The sequence below is a fragment of the Photobacterium sp. AWH4_225 genome, from assembly GCF_056158405.1.
Map to the genome: position 1 here is coordinate 2,380,614 of NZ_JBSWTF010000004.1, position 16,711 is coordinate 2,397,324.

The window sequence follows — 16,711 nt, forward strand, 5'->3', positions numbered from 1 at the left end:
CCTGGCACTGTATTTAAACTCGGCTTGATGTATGTCAAGCCGAGTTACCTTTTAGTCTCCGCCATCGTCTCCATCATCATGGCTTCCTTCATAAGGGGAGTCATCTCCTGGGCTACCTTTGGCATACCTATCCATGCCATCCTCATCGTCAGGTGAGTGTTGTTCAACGATATTGTCTTTGTCTGGTTGTTCAGGATTAAAGATGTTTTTGAGCCACTCAAACATAGGCTAACCTTACTAATGACATTAGCGAATTAATGATTTTACATTACTAATACTAGTTGTTTGTGTGGGTAATGACATGAAAAGCGTACACATTGGTGAAACTTGCTTAGCTTATTTGAGAGTGACTGGACCCTATGGTGAAAGTTATGAACCCGCTGTTGACCATTTATACCGCTGGGCAGGGGAGGAAAACTTACAAGGTGGACAATGTTTATTTATCTATCTTGATGATCCGGATAAAACGGCGCCTGCACAATGTAGAACGGATATCTGTTTAACTGTGCCAGCAAGTACTTTAACCTCCGGTGAGATTGGTATACAAGTCTTGCCTGAAGGCAAATACTGCACACAGAGAGAGATAGTGAGACATAAATCAGATTACCCGGTGTATTGGAAAGCATTATCAGACTCAGTGAAACAGGCCGGGTTTGAGATTGATGGGCGTCCATGTTTCGAGCTATATCACAGTTATGATATTGAAACACATGTTGCAGATGTCGGATTTTACTTAGCAGTCAAAGGGTAAAGTTTTCTCTAAAGCCTAGCCGGTTAATTACGTGCTTCAGTGAGTGGTATTTGCATTTCAAAGTGTAAATACAGTTGTAAGATATTAGAGAGTGTAAAAGTTTGCTTCATTTTATCGTGAGGTGTTTTCTTATATCGGTTAGACAGAAAAGACTTGAAGAAAAACCCGAGTTAAGGGTATTATTTGGACGTAGTAATAAAGTATCCAGTTCAATAATAAAAATACTTTTCTTCCTCAATTTCACCCTCCTAAATATTTCACTTTGTAAATGGTTGAAATGTTTGCTCATTCTTTTAATGCTTTATTTACTCATTATATATTTCCATTACAGTATCATACTTTTTTATACGTTAAATAAAACACTGTAATAAGTTTAATCAATATATTCACACTCAAGAAAACAATAAATATAGACGTTTGTAGAATGAAGATTACTCTTAATAAGGTTTCAATGTGAAAAAAGTCATACTCTATTCAATCTTACTTTTGATTGGCTTGTTCTTATCACAATTGCTCCCACTGTATTTCCAAGGCTATAGCGCCTTGCAGCCAGTACTGATGGTTGTAACGATGTCGGCTTTGGCTTACATCATGATCAACGTCGGGCGTGAATTCGATATAGATAAAAACAATTTAAAGCAATATGGCTGGGACTATGTCGTAGCTATGACCACAGCGACATTCCCTTGGATCGCTGTCGTTCTCTACTTTATTTTTGTACTGATGCCGAGTGAGCTCTGGTTCAATGCTGATGCTTGGAAAGAAACACTTGTTATTGGTCGTTTTGCAGCGCCGACTTCAGCAGGAGTATTGTTCGCGATGCTCGCTGCAGCAGGTCTTGGTGCGACTTGGATGTTCAAAAAGGCAAGGGTGTTAGCCATTTTTGATGATCTAGATACCGTACTGCTGATGATTCCATTAACTATTTTGGTTGTCGGTTGGCGACCAGCGCTGGGCTTAACCTTAATAGTAATGCTTGTGCTGTTAGTCATGGGCTACAAATACCTACATAAGTGGAATATACCAGCTTCGGCAAGTTCGATTGTGGCTTATTCAGTCTTAATTGCAGGCCTGTGTGAGTTGTTCTATATCTCTACGGATATTCACTTTGAAGTACTTCTCCCAGCCTTTGTACTGGGCTGTATGATGAAATCGCAGCATGAATCAGCTGAAGATGTAAAAGTGTCTACGGCTGTTGCCTGTATCTTCATGGTGCTGGTGGGCTTGAGCTTACCTCAGATTTTTGGCGCTGTTGCTTCGACTGATAATACAAGTGTGACGACAGCAATGCCGGCAATGGAAATGAGCGAGATTGTATTCCACGTCATTATGATTTCCATTGTGTCGAATATCGGCAAGATGTTCCCGTTATTTTGTTACCGCAACGAGGCGACTGTGAAAGAGCGTTTAGCTCTGTCTATAGGCATGTGGCCTCGAGGCGAAGTTGGTGCTGGTGTGTTGATGATCAGTATCGGTTATGGATTTGGTGGACCTATTGTGACGATCAGTATGCTGTCATTGGCTTTGAACTTAGTGCTGACAGGCTTTTTCATCATGATGGTACGTAGTTTGATTCTAAGCCCAGTTAAAGGAGGCGCACATGAAAAAACGCGAGCTTAAATTACTAGCAGCCGTAATATCAATTTTCCTGTTTTCACTCGTAGTGGGTAGAGCAGCAGCATAACAATATCGGCTTAGTTTCCATCTTAACTGGCTACGTTGCTAAATTAACGTAGCCAGTTTTTTTATGTGTTGATTCTATTACGCGTTAGCAGGCTGTGGTTGAACAGTTAAGTTATTTAGCCAACGGCGTTTCAAATAGCGGTTGAAACAGAGCGATAGTTTTACTATCTCTTCTGCTAGCAGTGCCAGATACACCCAACCAAATGACCACTCCCCGATAAATGCGCCATATGCGGTAAATGGAATACCAATCATCCACATGGCGATAAAGTCCATTCTCAAGCAGAACAGGTTTTCACCACCGGTACGTAAAATGCCGTTAATGATAATCATATTAAGCATGCGTAATGTGATACCAATGCTGATCACATACATAGCGGGTTTTGCCAGCGGCATTAAATCTTCTTGGTTTAGGTTGAGCCAAGAAAGCACGAACAGGTGATTGATATAAAGGAACAAGCCCATTCCCAAGCCGACAATAAACACGAATTTAAGGAAGAATACCGTCATAGCTTGTGCTTTTTCGAATTCATCACGCCCTAAAGACTGACCTATCAATACTGAACACGCCACGGAAATACCCATGAAAACGGAATAGAGCAGTGATTCAAAAGGCCCAATCATGCTAAATACCGCAAGTTCAGTGGTGCCCATATGACCAAAAATAATTTGATAAGTCAGGGTACCTAGTGCCCATAGAAGCGCATTTAGAGATTGCGGAATAGCCAGCTTACGGTATGTCATCCACAAAGTTTGGTGGTTACGGATAGCTTGGCTAACGATCAGCCAATGCTTACGATAAGCGAGTACGCCACACATCATCAAAACCTGTGCAAATCGAGCAATGGTTGTTGCCAGCGCCGCACCGGCTACCCCCATGGCTGGTATGCCTAAACCACCTTTGATCAGTAGGAAATTCAGGGCAATATTCAACGCAATGGTAATGGCACCAAATATAAGTGGCAGCAGGGCATCATCGCTGGCACGTAGGCTTGATTCCAACGTAATGATCACATGAGTAAGGATCAATACTGGGAAGCTGTACCACAAGTACTGGCTGCCTTGCATGATGACTTCCAGATCGCTGGTCTGTAGGCGCATAATTTGCGGGGCAAATACAGTAATAACAATAGTGACTGGTACCATAATGGTCGCCCCAAGCTTCATCGCTTGAATAGTCACCGTTTTGGCATGAATACTGTCTTTTTTGCCCCAATACTGGGAAACTAGGATGCCATTAGCTGAGGCCAAGCCAGCCATGATCATAATGGCGACAAAGTGCCATTTCGAAGCAATACCCACAGCCGCGGTGGCTGACTGGCCAAAGTCACTCACCATTAATACATCGGCAAGAGCGAGGATCGCCACGAGGGCACTTTGAATGGCAACGGGAAAGGCCAACTTTGCGATACGGGCAAAGAGGTCTTGTGGTAGTGCTGTTGGATTGTTTTTAATTGTTGTCATCGTCAGTCTCCGGATCATACCCATTAGAGGTAGAGCGGTTTATAGAGATAGATCGGCTTGGTAATGGACGGCAACTATAGCGAACACAAAAATGGAGTGACATGTTAGAAAATACAGAAAACCTGTGTGAATCTGTCACCATGGGTTTTGCATTGGCTCAACCCAAAACGGATTGGAAAGAAGAAGTTTATCTGGCTCAGGCTTGTAAGGAGCGCTTTCTTACTCAGTCAGATCTGCCTGAGTTGACCGATAATGGCTTTTTTATGGCTGGCTTGGCCGAATTGGCCGAGGGATATGAGATAGAGCGGGTTGCGACGACCAATCATACTCTTCTGTTGACTCAAGAGGGGGCTGGGTTATTAACCCTTTCAGATCGCCAATATCACCTTATGCCCAATACACTGACGATATTGCCAGCAGGGCAGCCTTTCCGTTTTGAATTGGCTGACAAAAAAAAGGGCTGGAAGATGGCCTGGGTGCTTTTGAAACCCGGTGATAAATGGTTACCGCTGGTGGCAAATGGACAGCGTGTCGAACATACCCATATCTGTGAGCAAGTATGGTCAGTGATGAATTTGTTACACAGCGAAATCGGTGGACGAGCTAGTTACAGGAAGCTGTTTGCTAGCGAACTTTCTCGTTTAATGCTCGGGAGTGCCAACTTGGCTCCTTCCAACTCTGTGTTACGCGTTCAAAGTGTTTTCAATGATATTGAGTCTCAGCTTCATCTTAACTGGACGGTGAAGGGAATAGCCAAGCAATGTTTTCTCAGTACAGAGCAGCTAAACCGAATCACTAAGCAGCTTTTTAATTGTTCGACACAGCAGCGGCTGATTCAACTGCGCATGGAGAAAGCAGTGGATTTACTTTACTACCAAGAGTGGACGATCGGTATGGTGGCTCAGCGTTTGGGTTATCAAGACCCATTTAATTTTACCCACCGTTTTCGCCAATATCATGGTTGCTCACCGAGGGAATACCGTAAGCGGTTGTTTTTGTCTGAGTGATATTGACGATTACTGGCTTCACCGTTTACTTTCACAGAGATAAACGGTGAAGCCCAAAAAGATTACTTACGCTTAGGCTGCTGGTATGTGCGGCCCGCAGCTTGGTAAACATCTTTCGCTTTTACGTCGAACATATCAAAAAAGAACCACGCAACGAATTTGATCACATCCTCACCGACATTCATGATCCACTCGGCGTACTCTTCTTGTTCACCTTCATCATTTTCTTCTAACGACACATGGTAGATACGCTGCTCACCTTCAATCTCAGCCACTTTAAACTGGCCTGTTAGTGATGCTGCGGCTTCAGCGATCTCTGTATCTTCATTGGCTTTAAGTGCTTCAAGAACTTGGGGAACAGAGTCCAATTCACAAAGAGATTTAACCAGTGTTTCGAATTGGTCATGTTGCATGGTTTAATACCTATTATTAAGCAAAGTTGATTGCGCATATTCTAGCAGTGTAATTGATTGGAAAGACAGAATTATGATTTTGCAGGCAATAGGTGACTAAATTTTGTCCTCTTTTGGTCGCACAGCTGGTAATTTCAAATTTTGAGCGTTTATTCACGAACATTTCAATACATACACTCAAATACATAAAAACATGGATTCCCTAACAGTATGTGAGCGGATTACTTGTTAGCAGTGGGCGAAAAATTGCTTTATCTCTCGTTTTGTAGCTCCCATTTCCCATGTGTATTTACTTATACAGTGATGGAGTTGGTAAAAAAGGACTTTCAAGTTTCTACGCCCCCCATCTACGCCTATCAAACAAAGCAAGGGGGAGGGTATGGGGATTACAAAGTTATGAATAATAGGGAAATCATAACTACAAACTTGGAGACTCGATGTGAAAAGGAACCTACGATCTTTCCTTGCTGTGGCGATTGCAGCGTCGCTCACTGCCTGCAATAGTGCAGACAATGCTGCTGAAGTCGCTGGTATTAATTCAAATGCCTATATGTGCGATACCTCAATGATGACGCAATCGGATGATTTGCGTATCTACCAGATCATGGTTGAAAGCTTTGTCAGTGGTGACGACAGCATTGGGCATGGTACCGGCTATGGTACCAGCCATCATAAAGGTGATTTGCAAGGCATTATAGATTCATTGGATTACATCGAGTCCTTGGGAATGAATGCAATATGGCTGACACCTATTTTTGATTCAATCCCTGTCGAGGGCCAGGATCACTGGGCTGATCGATTAGATGCTACAGGCTATTTCACTAGTAACTATTTTGCCATTGACCCTCGCTTCGGCACCATGGACCAAGCAAAAGAGTTGGTAGAAAAAGCGCATGAGAAGGGGCTATATGTCTTCTTTGATGGCGTATTTGGTCATCATAAAGGTAATGTTGTGCCTTCGCCTGAAGGTCGATTGCCAGCTGGGGAGAACAACCCAGTCAGTTACCCAGAAAGCCTCGAGTTCTATCAGGAAGTTGCAACCTACTGGATCGAAGAGCTTAAGATTGATGGCTGGCGCCTAGACCAAGCTTATCAAGTACCAACTGAGGCATGGGCGGCTATCCGCGCTAGTGTAGACGAAGCCTCTAAATCAGTGACCTATGTGAACTCAGAGGGAGAAACTGTGAACCCGTTGGGTTATATGGTTGCTGAAATCTGGAACAACGAAAACTACATCAAAGAAACAGGTTACGGTAAAGAGGGTGAGCCTGCACTTTGTTCTGCATTTGATTTCCCGGTTCGTTACCGCGTCGTAGAAACCTTTGCGGTCAATGAAAACAGTATTGGCAACAAGGGAGGGAAATGGCTTGATGAAGGGATGAACCTTCATAGTCTTTACCCATCACACGCCAAGCCGAACCTGATGCTAGGCAATCACGATTTGGTGCGTTTTGGTGATTTGCTGCAGCGTGGCGATATTGCCTCCCCGGATCAGCCTGAATACTGGGCAAGGCACAAAGCGGCATTGTCTTTCCAAGCGGCATATTCAGGGGCAATCACTTTGTATTACGGCGAAGAAATTGGTGATGAGCTTGAAGGCTATGCGAAGAAGGTCGAGTTAGACTGTGCTGTCCAAGGGTTGTGTGATGACCATGTTTCCCGTACCAGCGCCAATATTGACGGTATAACGGCCTCTCTAAATACCAATCAGCGTGATTTGAAGCATTATGTGTCACAGTTGATGTCATTGCGAGCGTCTCACCCAGCCTTAAGCCGTGGAGAGCGAACTAATATAGTTGCCAACGATACCGTCTATGTTGACCATAAGCAGACGGACGAAGAAGCACTGCTTTACATGGTTAGTACAACCACCAAGCCAGAATCTATTTCGCTGAAAGCAAAGGATATAGCTTCTGAAGGTCAGTTGGTAGATTTGCTTAGTGGCAAAGTTTACCAGGCTATCGATGGTGAATATCAAATCAGCTTGTCACCTTTTGAAGCCAAATTCTTGAAGATTGTTGAGCCATCAGAAGAGGGGCTGACTAAGGCTGCAGCCACGACGACTGCAACGCTAATGGGCGAGGGTTTTATGGCTCAATGTGACAACCCAGAGGTTGAAGGCGCAGGTCCTGTTGGTAAAACTCTTTATGTTGTGGGTGACTTTGTCGATGCGGGGTGGAAGCACAAGCCGAATCGAGCTTACAGCTACGTGGGTGATAATACCTACCAAGCGGTTGTAAACGAGAAAGCCGGTGCATTTCGAATGCAATACGCCAGTAAAGATTGGTCACCGCAATTTACTGCTGATGGCCTTGAGCTAACACCAGGTAAAGTTGCGACTCTTAAGCGAGGTGGTTACGGTAAAGATACTGCGGTGACGTTACCTGAAGCCGGTGAGTATGTTTGGAGTCTCAAGTTTTCTGACAGCGGAGAGCCGGAACAGTTGATGGTTTCTAAGTGCCCATAAATTCATTAATTTAATACCAAAAGGGAGCAGGTGGCTCCCTTTTTTGTTATTGTTTTTATTACAATATTAATAGCTGGAAGCGTAAAGATGAGTGAAAAATGCGTGGTGATGACAACCTTCGCTGATGAAAAAGTCGGGAAGGCAATTATCCATTCGTTAATTGAGAAGCGGCTAGCTGCCTGCATACAAGTTCAAGCTATTGAGAGCTATTACCACTGGGAGGGAAAGGTGAATAATGACCAAGAAAAGTTGGCCATCATTAAAACGACCACCGACCTGTATGAACAGGTGGAGGCTGACATTCTTGCCAACCATGATTACGATACACCGGAAATCATTCAGCTTCCGATCACAGCCGGATACAGTGACTATCTGCAATGGATAGAGAGTGAGTGCAAATAGCTTTTGCATTGGTAATAACGGCATGTGAACAACAGTCATTATGTAACTAATTGCACTTATACAAAAAAAATATTTGTATAATTGATCCAATCTACTACTCTTCCTTGTACAAGAGATTAGTTTTGTACAAGGTAGGGATAGTCATGCAAATACAAGTTGGGATCAGTGCTTGCGTTTTGGGCGAGCGAGTAAGGTTCGATGGCGGACACAAACTCAATCGATTTATTGTCGATGAATTATCTAAATATCTGACTTTCAAGCCAGTCTGTCCTGAAATGGGCATCGGCATGGAGGTACCTCGACCTGTTATCCGCCTCCTGCAGCTACCTTCAAATGAAATTCGCTTAGTGGAAAGCAAGCGTCAGGAAATTGATTACACCGATAAAATGGTGGAATTCGCTCACAAGAAAGTGTCTCAGTTCGATGATCTGTGTGGGTATGTTGTTTGCGCAAAATCACCTACTTGCGGTATGGAGCGTGTAAAACTACACATACCAAACAATAACACTATTCCAGGCGGCTCTGTTGGCATCTACACCAGAGAGTTAATGGCAAAAATGCCATGGTTACCGGTGGAAGAAGACGGTCGATTAAATGATCCGGTATTGCGTGAAAATTTCGTTTTTCGCATTTTTGCCCTTAATGATTTTTATCATTCAGTAAGGGATCAGCTCTCTGCCAATGCTATTGTGAAATTCCACTCCCGCTACAAGCTAGTTTTAATGGCACACAATCCGGCAGCTTATAAAGACTTGGGCGGTATGGTTGCGCACATCAGTGAATGGGATATTGACGAGTTTTATTTGGAGTACCGCCTCAAATTTATGGAAGCAATAAAAGAGCGCGCTTCGAGAAAAAACAAAACTAATGTGCTGATGCATCTTCAGGGTTACTTCAAGCGTTCTCTAACCAAAGAACAGAAACAAGAACTGTCTGAATTAATCATGAGCTATAAGGAAGGGAATCAACCGATTCTTGCACCGCTGGCTTTGATTAAGCATTACTTGCGTGAATACCCTGATCCGTATTTGCAGCTACAAACTTTCCTTGACCCATATCCGGAAGATTTGAAATTACGTTATGGACTCTGATAACAAATACTATGCAATTAAAGAAGTTTCTGAAATTACCGGTGTGAATTCAGTAACGCTTAGGGCCTGGCAAAGACGCTATGGATTGCTCAACCCGATGAGAACCGAGAAAGGGCATCGTTTATATACGGATAAAGACATCTCGAAGATCAAAGAAATTGTTGAATGGCTTGATAAAGGTGTCGCAATCGGGAAAGTAAAACCTATGTTAGGCAAGCTTGCCCCTAATATCGGTGAAGACAATCAGAATGAGAGCCAACGAGCGATTGGAAATATTTTGGCATCTTTGGCTCAGCTTGATGCTATTTCTTTGGATAAGCAGCTTATTCAACTGATGAAAGAATATCCGGTAAAGGTATTGGAAAATAAAATTATCAGTACAGTGATTAAAGAAATACAGCAACCTGACAATCCTTTGCTGGATATTCAGATGGTCATTTGGACAAGTGTTTTTCAAGAAAGGTGCTTATCTCTGATATCAGCTTCGCGCAAGCGCAATAAAAGGCCGTGCCTGCTGATTAGTTTTGATGAAGAACCAAGTTCACGGTTTTGGTTAAAGGCTGTTGAACTATCAGAGCTGGGTTACAGTGTCACCTTGCTGCCAAAGTTGAAAGGCAAATTGGCGCCATTGACACCATTGCTCAACTCTTGGACTGATAAAAAGCTATTTATCGATGGTGATAACAAGCTTCCTTTGGACATTTTGAGCCAAGTTGAACTGTTATTAGATGGTACCGATTCAGAGTTGGTAACAATGGGCAGCATTAATACTATCCATCCCGAGTTATTGGAGTGGCAGCATGAGTCAGCATAAGCAGATAGGTTTAGTTTGGTTCCGTACTGACTTACGTGTGGTAGACAATACAGCTTTGTTTGAAGCGGTTAAACACTGCGATCAACTCATCGCACTATATGTTTCAACACCAATGCAATGGCATGAACATCATGTTGCTCCGATACAGGTTGATTTAATTAGGCGCCGGCTATCGATTCTAAGAGAACAACTTGCCGATATTGGTATTCCACTTGTATTTAAAGAAATTGCCGATTTTGATCAAACCGCTGAGCTGCTGGTTGATATTGCCAAAGAGATGGCAGTAACGCATGTCTTTTGTAATAAGCAATATGAGTGGAACGAGCTTCAGCGAGATGACAAAGTCGGGCACCGGCTTGCTGACGCAAAAGTTAAATTCAGCATATTTGACGATTGCTGCGTCATTACCCCTGGGGAAGTACAAACGCAAAAAGGTGAAGCGTTCAAAGTATTCACGCCGTTTAGAAAAGAGTGGCTGAAACTGTTTCGTTCATTGTCCCCGGCTCCTCTACCAACTCCAAAGCCAGTTAAGGAGCCTTTAAAAATAAAAGACTTGGGTGAAATCGCCTTGACGTATCCGCCTGTTGATAGCATGGCTTGGCCTGTTGATGAAGAAACAATTCGTCAGCGTTTAGTGACTTTCTGCTACGAAAAAGTTGAGGACTACCATCAACAACGCGATATTCCAGCTATAGATGGCACCAGTTGTTTATCTCCGTATTTGGCACTGGGCATGCTTTCTCCCCGTCAATGTATAGCGGTGCTGGTCGCAGTCAGTCCTATGTGTTTGGACGAGCCGGAAAGTGGTGCATTTAGCTGGCTTAATGAGATTATTTGGCGTGAGTTTTATCGCCACTTGCTTGTTGCATACCCTAATCTTTGCCGGGATCAACCCTTCCAGCAATGGACGAAGAAAGTGCATTGGCAGTCATCGAGTGAACTACTGGCTGCATGGCAGCAGGGTAAAACAGGCTTTCCCATTGTAGATGCCGCGATGCGCCAGTTGAAAGAAACAGGGTGGATGCACAACCGATTAAGAATGATAACAGCGAGTTTTCTGACCAAAGATCTGCTGATTCACTGGCAGGCGGGGGAGCAATGGTTTATGTCTCAGCTCGTTGATGGAGACTTTGCCTCAAACAACGGCGGCTGGCAGTGGGCTGCTTCAACAGGGACTGATGCACAGCCGTATTTTCGGGTGTTTAATCCGACAACACAGGGTGAACGCTTTGATCCAAAAGGAGAATTTATCCGTACTTGGTTGTATGAGTTAAAAGACGTGCCGGACAAATATATCCATCAGCCACATCTGTGGCCAGGTAGCGATGGCATCAATTATCCAAAGCCAATTGTTGATCATAAGCAGGCAAGGCTACAGGCAATCAGTGCTTTCAAAACGGCAAAGGAAATGTGATTGCATCTTTGCTATCAGGTGCAGCGGCCTTAAGCGTTCAGGAGATCATATGGATGAGCAAAATATAGCGTTAGCAGACAAGTTCGTCGCAGCTTATCAAAATCTGGATAAGCAAGATTTGTCTAAATTAAAAGACATATATCACGACGATATTGTATTTGAAGACCCCGCTCATCGTGTGGAAGGTTGGGGAGAGCTTTCAGATTATTTTGCGCGTTTATTCGATGCGGTGGACTACTGCAGCTTCAATATTACTGAGCAGGTATGCCAAGGCGATATCGCATACGTACAGTGGGTAATGACCTTCCAGCATCCACGTTTACAGTCAGGAAAAAGCCGTTTGGTTAATGGCTGTTCGAGATTGGTATTTGCAGAGGGCAAAGTGATCCACCACCGGGATTATTTCGATATGGGGCAAATGCTTTATGAAGGAATTCCTTTGTTAGGATCTGTCGTTCGCAAAATTAAAGCGAGACTGTAATCATGAGCACAAATAAGCAGGTATTGATAACAGGAGCCAGCTCCGGTATCGGGAAGCAACTCGCCATTGACTACGCGAATACTGGCTGGTCGGTATTTGGTTGCGGGCAAAATCCAGAACGTTTACAGGCGCTGTCTGATGAAAATGAAAACATTACGACAGTAAATTTTGACGTCACGAACAATCAAGACGTTCATGAGAAATTGTCAGAGTTAAGTGAAGTACCTAATCTAATCATTTTAAATGCGGGTACTTGCGAATACATCGACCATGGTCAGATAGATGTGCCTTTGTTTCGTCGTGTCTACGAAGTTAATGTATTTGGTCTGCTTAACTGTATAGAAGCATTGCAACAATCTTTTAATGCAAATACTCACCTCGTGATTATAGGTTCAACAGCTTCTTATATTCCATTGCCAAGGGCAGAAGCATACGGTTCTTCTAAGGCCGCGATAGCTTATATTGCAAATACGCTAGCTATAGATTTGGCTAGTAAGGGTGTCACTGTCAGTTTAGTTAGTCCGGGATTTGTTAAAACCCCATTAACTGACAAAAATGACTTCGCCATGCCTATGCTAATGTCACCAGAATTTGCATCAGAAAAAATAAGAGAAGGAATAGAAGCGAAGAAAAAGGAAATTCACTTTCCGCTGAAGTTTAGTTTGTTCTTAAAGTTTATCGCCTTGCTACCCATTAGGCTGCAATTGGCTACCGTGAAACGTATGACAGGAAAAACCGCATGAAAATAGCAATTATAGGTAGTGGGATCTCTGGTCTAACATGCGCGCATTATTTGAATGAGCAGCATGACATCACTCTTTATGAAGAAAATGATTATATTGGCGGGCATACTGCGACGGTAGATGTTGAAGTAGAGAGCGGTAAATACGCGATCGATACAGGCTTTATTGTTTTCAATGATCGTACATATCCGAATTTCGAAAAACTCCTCGCAGAAATTGGTATTGTCGGTCAACCCACTGAGATGAGTTTCAGTGTTCATAATACCTTAAATGGCCTTGAATATAATGGGCATGACTTACTGTCGATGTTCGCTCAGAAGCGCAATTTGCTCAACCCATTTTTTTATCGCTTCATCTACGATATATTGCGATTTAATCGACTAGCGAGGGAGGTTGATTTAGCGTCTGAGATAAGCAAAACGCAAACCCTCGGTGACTTTCTCACCTCACACCGCTTCAACAATTACTTCTGCGAAAATTATATTTTGCCTATGGGCGCTGCGATATGGTCTTCGACATTATCAGACATGCGTCAGTTTCCTTTGGAGTTCTTCATTCGTTTCTTCCGTAATCACGGGTTACTGGAAGTGACAAACAGGCCACAATGGTACGTCATTCCTGGTGGCTCCCGTGAGTATGTCAAACGTTTGATTGTTCCTTTTGAAGAACGAATTCGTTTATCCAGCCCAGTCACTGCTGTGAAGCGTACACATGGCAAAGTCGCAGTGACATCAAATGGTGTAAGCGAAATATATGATCACGTTATTTTTGCCAGCCATAGCGATCAAGCTTTGAACATGCTGACGGATGCGACTGAAGCTGAAGAGAAAATACTTGGTGCATTGGGCTATCAAAAAAATGATGTCGTATTGCATACCGATAAGTATTTATTGCCAAAACGAAGGGCTGCATGGGCATCTTGGAATTATTATCTGGGGGATAATGAAGATGGCCAGTGGGAAGATAAGCAAACAACCCTGACTTATAACATGAATATTCTGCAGGGTATTGAAGCACCGGAAACATTTTGTGTCACACTGAATCAAACCGATCAAATTGCACCAGAGCGGATCTTACGTAAGTTTGTATACGCACATCCTGTTTTCACAACTGAAAGTATCCAAGCGCAGCAATGCCGTGAACAAGTCAATGGCGTAGAAAATACTTGGTACTGCGGTGCTTATTGGTACAACGGATTTCATGAAGATGGCGTTCGCAGTGCATTAGATGTCGTCGAGCAGATAAACAAGTTAGAGCTGGGACTATCTACGCCAAGAAGTAATGACTCCCACGAATTATCTGCCGTAGAGGCAGGAAGTAGGGGAGTGTCATGAACAGCGGCTTGTATTCAGGCGTTGTCAGGCACCGTCGATTTACGCCTGTTTCGCACCAGTTCCAGTATCCGATGTTTATGCCCTTAATCAATTTGGATGAACTCGGTCAGCTTGAAAAGCATGTTTTCGGTTTTGGCCACCGTTGGTACCACTTTGCAAGGTTCAAGCTTTCGGATTACATGCGTGGTTGTGAGCAACTCAATGGGCTGACTCATTCAGGTATTGCTGAACAAGGCGCAGGGTTGAAGTTTGCTGTGTTAGATAAATTAGAGCATTTGACGGACGAGAAAGTGAAAGGCCAAGTCTATATGCTTTGCCAATTGCGTTACGCAGGTATGTATTTTAGCCCACTTAATATGTACTACGTATTTGATGAACAGGGTAAATGGCAATGGGTGTTGGCTGAAGTTAGCAATACACCATGGAATGAAAAACATTACTATGCGTTACCTGCTGTTGAGCATTGGAACAATAAACAATGGTATGAGAAAAAATCATTCCATGTGTCGCCTTTCAATCCGATGGAGCAACACTATTACTGGAAATTAAAACAGCCAGCATCGAATGTTTTTCTTCATCTCGATATTCATGAGCAGCAAACAGACATCAAAGTGCTGGATGCGACGATGGCTCTCAAGCGCCACCCAATGACCTCATCAACTTTATGGCAGCATATTGCTCAAACGCCAATTCAAACGGTCAAAGTCTTATTCGGTATCTACTGGCAAGCGTTGAGGTTATGGCTAAAGAAAGTGCCATTTTACTCTCATCCAGATAGCACTCATTCACCAGCGACGGTAAATGAAAACAAGCATTTTCCTCCACCATCAAACAATAAGGAGTAGAGGTATCATGTTAAATAGCGAAGTAAGCCAAGGGGCATTGGCCCTTTCAGGAACAGATCGCGTTGCGAGGAAAATCATTTTTCGGTTTTTAGAGCAACTAAGCGGTTGCGGTTTGATGGTGTCGGAAAATCAAGGTGAAACTTATTACTTTGGTGAACGTTCAGCTGAACTGCAGGCCCAACTTATCGTCAAACACCAGGGGTTCTACAAACGTGTTTTAGATGGCGGCAGTATTGCTGCTGGCGAAGCATACATGGACGGTTGGTGGGATTCACCTGATTTAACTCAAGTTGTGCGTGTTCTCGCCCGGAACTTGGCCACTCTTGATAACATTGAATCTAAAGTGGGCTGGTTATCGACCTTAAAAAACAAATGGCTTCATTACACTCGCCGAAACAGCAAGCAGTCTTCAAAGAAAAATATTCTTGCGCATTATGATCTTGGCAATGATTTCTACCGTACCTTTTTAGACGAGAATATGCTTTATTCGGCCGCGATCTATGATGGCGACAATACCAGTCTTTCTCAGGCCCAATTCAATAAGATGGATCGCCTCTGTAAGCAACTGGATCTTAAGCCTCATGATCATTTGTTGGAAATTGGTACTGGGTGGGGGGCACTTGCTGTACATGCTGCCAAGCACTATGGGTGCCGAGTGACAACCACTACTATATCTGATGCACAGCATCAGTGGGCGAAAAAGCGTATTGAAGAAGAAGGATTGGGAGATAGGGTCACCCTATTACTCGACGATTACCGGGATTTAACCGGGCAATACGACAAAATTGTATCCGTCGAGATGATTGAGGCTGTTGGGAAAGAGTATCTAACAACTTACATCAAAAAGTGCCAGTCATTATTGAAACAAGATGGTTTATTGGCCATACAAGCTATAACCATTGCCGACCAGCGGTATGACAGTTACAGCAAGGGGGTGGACTTTATACAGAAGTACATTTTCCCTGGTGGATTCTTGCCTTCTGTAACGGTGCTTTCGCAGCATCTAACCCAGCATACAGATTTCGTGATTAGGGATCTGAGAGACATGGGAATGGACTATGCAAAAACGCTGTCTGATTGGCATAAGGGTTTCAATGAGAATATCGACCAATATCTTCAAAGCGGATTCGATGAGCAATTCATAAGGATGTGGCGCTATTACCTTTGTTATTGCGAAGGTGGATTTTTAGAGCGAAGTATTAGTACCGTACAGTTAGTTGCCAGTAGAAGTGGGTGGAGACGTTGAACCATCATAGCTAACCAACAGGCAATCTAACATCCAGTATGACGATGGTGATGAATATGTCCGGTAAGAAACTACTCCTAGCAGGTTTATTGTTTAACATGTATTGGTTAATCGCGGTGTTAGGGCAACAGGCTTACGTGTGGGTACTTGTGCTACTTATTGTTGCCTGCTGGTGGAAGTTTCCAAAAGGTATCAAAGCTGCACTTTCGATTGCCTTAGTTGGTGTGGTGATGGATTTCACTCTGAGTGCTGTAGATATCTTTGCATTTGACAGCTTCGTAATCCCAGCATGGCTCGTCATGCTGTGGCTAGGTTTCGGTACTTTTGTGTGGTTTATGAGAAGTACCATTGTTAGTTACCCTGTAATGCTGATCGGTATATTAGGCGGAATTGGTGGCTCTATGAGCTATTTTGCCGGGTATCGTTTAGAAGCAGTGCAATGGCCGTTAGGGGTGGGGATTACCCTGTCAGTACTATTTGTCATATGGCTTCTGTTCTCGTTATCGATAGCACTAATGATGAAACGCAATGAGCCTCATTACTCATAACCCATGAC

At 43.4% G+C, this 16,711-nt stretch carries 17 protein-coding genes; 14 read left to right on the top strand and 3 right to left on the bottom strand.

Annotated elements, in window-relative coordinates; genetic code table 11:
* Positions 1-51: 51 nt before the first annotated feature.
* On the bottom strand, positions 52-225 hold the full coding sequence (locus tag ACXAD4_RS27930) for a hypothetical protein (RefSeq protein WP_475245365.1): 174 nt from the start codon (positions 223-225) through the stop codon (positions 52-54).
* 76 nt (positions 226-301) lie between these two features.
* Between ACXAD4_RS27930 and ACXAD4_RS27935 the strand changes: the two genes are divergently transcribed.
* Positions 302-751, top strand: coding sequence for an AraC family transcriptional regulator (locus tag ACXAD4_RS27935; protein WP_475245367.1), 450 nt, complete (start codon positions 302-304; stop codon positions 749-751).
* A 453-nt stretch (positions 752-1,204) separates the two neighbouring features.
* Positions 1,205-2,371: a sodium:proton antiporter gene (locus tag ACXAD4_RS27940; protein ID WP_475245369.1), complete on the top strand. Its 1,167-nt coding sequence runs from the start codon at positions 1,205-1,207 to the stop codon at positions 2,369-2,371.
* 141 nt (positions 2,372-2,512) lie between these two features.
* Here ACXAD4_RS27940 and ACXAD4_RS27945 read toward each other — a convergent pair whose 3' ends face one another.
* Entirely contained in the window at positions 2,513-3,898 is a 1,386-nt protein-coding gene (locus ACXAD4_RS27945) for an MATE family efflux transporter (protein ID WP_475245371.1), read from the bottom strand.
* 101 nt (positions 3,899-3,999) lie between these two features.
* Between ACXAD4_RS27945 and ACXAD4_RS27950 the strand changes: the two genes are divergently transcribed.
* Positions 4,000-4,905 (top strand): AraC family transcriptional regulator, encoded by a 906-nt coding sequence (locus ACXAD4_RS27950; protein WP_475245373.1) that lies wholly within the window; start codon positions 4,000-4,002, stop codon positions 4,903-4,905.
* A 62-nt stretch (positions 4,906-4,967) separates the two neighbouring features.
* Here the strand turns inward: ACXAD4_RS27950 and ACXAD4_RS27955 are convergent, their stop codons facing one another.
* The gene (locus tag ACXAD4_RS27955; RefSeq protein ID WP_317520213.1) at positions 4,968-5,318 is read right to left on the bottom strand and encodes a hypothetical protein; all 351 of its coding nucleotides are present in this window, start codon (positions 5,316-5,318) and stop codon (positions 4,968-4,970) included.
* Between the two features lie 439 nt (positions 5,319-5,757).
* On the opposite strand from ACXAD4_RS27955, the gene ACXAD4_RS27960 reads away from it, so the two are divergent.
* The 11 genes from ACXAD4_RS27960 (at position 5,758) to ACXAD4_RS28010 (ending at position 16,703) form a co-directional block, all read left to right on the top strand.
* Complete coding sequence (locus ACXAD4_RS27960; RefSeq protein ID WP_475245375.1) at positions 5,758-7,785, top strand: alpha-amylase family glycosyl hydrolase; 2,028 nt, start codon at positions 5,758-5,760, stop codon at positions 7,783-7,785.
* A gap of 87 nt (positions 7,786-7,872) precedes the next feature.
* Positions 7,873-8,187: a divalent-cation tolerance protein CutA gene (gene cutA / locus ACXAD4_RS27965; RefSeq protein WP_475245377.1), complete on the top strand. Its 315-nt coding sequence runs from the start codon at positions 7,873-7,875 to the stop codon at positions 8,185-8,187.
* 143 nt (positions 8,188-8,330) lie between these two features.
* A complete protein-coding gene (locus ACXAD4_RS27970) occupies positions 8,331-9,278 on the top strand; it encodes a YbgA family protein (RefSeq protein WP_475245379.1) in 948 nt (315 codons plus the stop codon).
* Positions 9,268-10,092 carry a MerR family transcriptional regulator gene (locus tag ACXAD4_RS27975; RefSeq protein WP_475245381.1) on the top strand — a complete coding sequence of 275 codons (825 nt, stop codon included), beginning with the start codon at positions 9,268-9,270 and terminating at the stop codon, positions 10,090-10,092. The genes ACXAD4_RS27970 and ACXAD4_RS27975 overlap by 11 nt, the downstream gene beginning before the upstream one ends.
* A 4-nt stretch (positions 10,093-10,096) precedes the next feature.
* Positions 10,097-11,506 carry a deoxyribodipyrimidine photo-lyase gene (gene phrB, locus ACXAD4_RS27980; protein ID WP_475245682.1) on the top strand — a complete coding sequence of 470 codons (1,410 nt, stop codon included), beginning with the start codon at positions 10,097-10,099 and terminating at the stop codon, positions 11,504-11,506.
* A gap of 49 nt (positions 11,507-11,555) precedes the next feature.
* Entirely contained in the window at positions 11,556-11,987 is a 432-nt protein-coding gene (locus tag ACXAD4_RS27985; RefSeq protein WP_475245383.1) for a nuclear transport factor 2 family protein, read from the top strand.
* A gap of 2 nt (positions 11,988-11,989) precedes the next feature.
* On the top strand, positions 11,990-12,730 hold the full coding sequence (locus ACXAD4_RS27990; RefSeq protein WP_475245385.1) for an SDR family NAD(P)-dependent oxidoreductase: 741 nt from the start codon (positions 11,990-11,992) through the stop codon (positions 12,728-12,730).
* Positions 12,727-14,064, top strand: a complete 1,338-nt coding sequence (locus ACXAD4_RS27995; RefSeq protein WP_475245387.1) for an NAD(P)/FAD-dependent oxidoreductase — start codon at positions 12,727-12,729, stop codon at positions 14,062-14,064. Before ACXAD4_RS27990 ends, ACXAD4_RS27995 begins: the two co-directional genes overlap by 4 nt.
* On the top strand, positions 14,061-14,909 hold the full coding sequence (locus tag ACXAD4_RS28000; protein ID WP_475245389.1) for a DUF1365 domain-containing protein: 849 nt from the start codon (positions 14,061-14,063) through the stop codon (positions 14,907-14,909). The genes ACXAD4_RS27995 and ACXAD4_RS28000 overlap by 4 nt, the downstream gene beginning before the upstream one ends.
* 7 nt (positions 14,910-14,916) lie before the next feature.
* Entirely contained in the window at positions 14,917-16,155 is a 1,239-nt protein-coding gene (locus tag ACXAD4_RS28005) for a class I SAM-dependent methyltransferase (RefSeq protein ID WP_475245391.1), read from the top strand.
* A 56-nt stretch (positions 16,156-16,211) separates the two neighbouring features.
* Positions 16,212-16,703 carry a DUF2878 family protein gene (locus ACXAD4_RS28010; RefSeq protein ID WP_475245393.1) on the top strand — a complete coding sequence of 164 codons (492 nt, stop codon included), beginning with the start codon at positions 16,212-16,214 and terminating at the stop codon, positions 16,701-16,703.
* Positions 16,704-16,711: the final 8 nt, after the last annotated feature.

Bases quoted from the DNA above. Each gene is read 5' to 3' on its own strand.
- ACXAD4_RS27930 (WP_475245365.1), bottom strand. From the start codon at position 225: ATGTTTGAGTGGCTCAAAAACATCTTTAATCCTGAACAACCAGACAAA.
- ACXAD4_RS27935 (WP_475245367.1), top strand. From the start codon at position 302: ATGAAAAGCGTACACATTGGTGAAACTTGCTTAGCTTATTTGAGAGTG.
- ACXAD4_RS27945 (WP_475245371.1), bottom strand. From the start codon at position 3,898: ATGACAACAATTAAAAACAATCCAACAGCACTACCACAAGACCTCTTT.
- ACXAD4_RS27950 (WP_475245373.1), top strand. From the start codon at position 4,000: ATGTTAGAAAATACAGAAAACCTGTGTGAATCTGTCACCATGGGTTTT.
- ACXAD4_RS27955 (WP_317520213.1), bottom strand. From the start codon at position 5,318: ATGCAACATGACCAATTCGAAACACTGGTTAAATCTCTTTGTGAATTG.
- cutA (WP_475245377.1), top strand. From the start codon at position 7,873: ATGAGTGAAAAATGCGTGGTGATGACAACCTTCGCTGATGAAAAAGTC.
- ACXAD4_RS27970 (WP_475245379.1), top strand. From the start codon at position 8,331: ATGCAAATACAAGTTGGGATCAGTGCTTGCGTTTTGGGCGAGCGAGTA.
- ACXAD4_RS27975 (WP_475245381.1), top strand. From the start codon at position 9,268: ATGGACTCTGATAACAAATACTATGCAATTAAAGAAGTTTCTGAAATT.
- ACXAD4_RS27985 (WP_475245383.1), top strand. From the start codon at position 11,556: ATGGATGAGCAAAATATAGCGTTAGCAGACAAGTTCGTCGCAGCTTAT.
- ACXAD4_RS27990 (WP_475245385.1), top strand. From the start codon at position 11,990: ATGAGCACAAATAAGCAGGTATTGATAACAGGAGCCAGCTCCGGTATC.
- ACXAD4_RS27995 (WP_475245387.1), top strand. From the start codon at position 12,727: ATGAAAATAGCAATTATAGGTAGTGGGATCTCTGGTCTAACATGCGCG.
- ACXAD4_RS28000 (WP_475245389.1), top strand. From the start codon at position 14,061: ATGAACAGCGGCTTGTATTCAGGCGTTGTCAGGCACCGTCGATTTACG.
- ACXAD4_RS28005 (WP_475245391.1), top strand. From the start codon at position 14,917: ATGTTAAATAGCGAAGTAAGCCAAGGGGCATTGGCCCTTTCAGGAACA.
- ACXAD4_RS28010 (WP_475245393.1), top strand. From the start codon at position 16,212: ATGTCCGGTAAGAAACTACTCCTAGCAGGTTTATTGTTTAACATGTAT.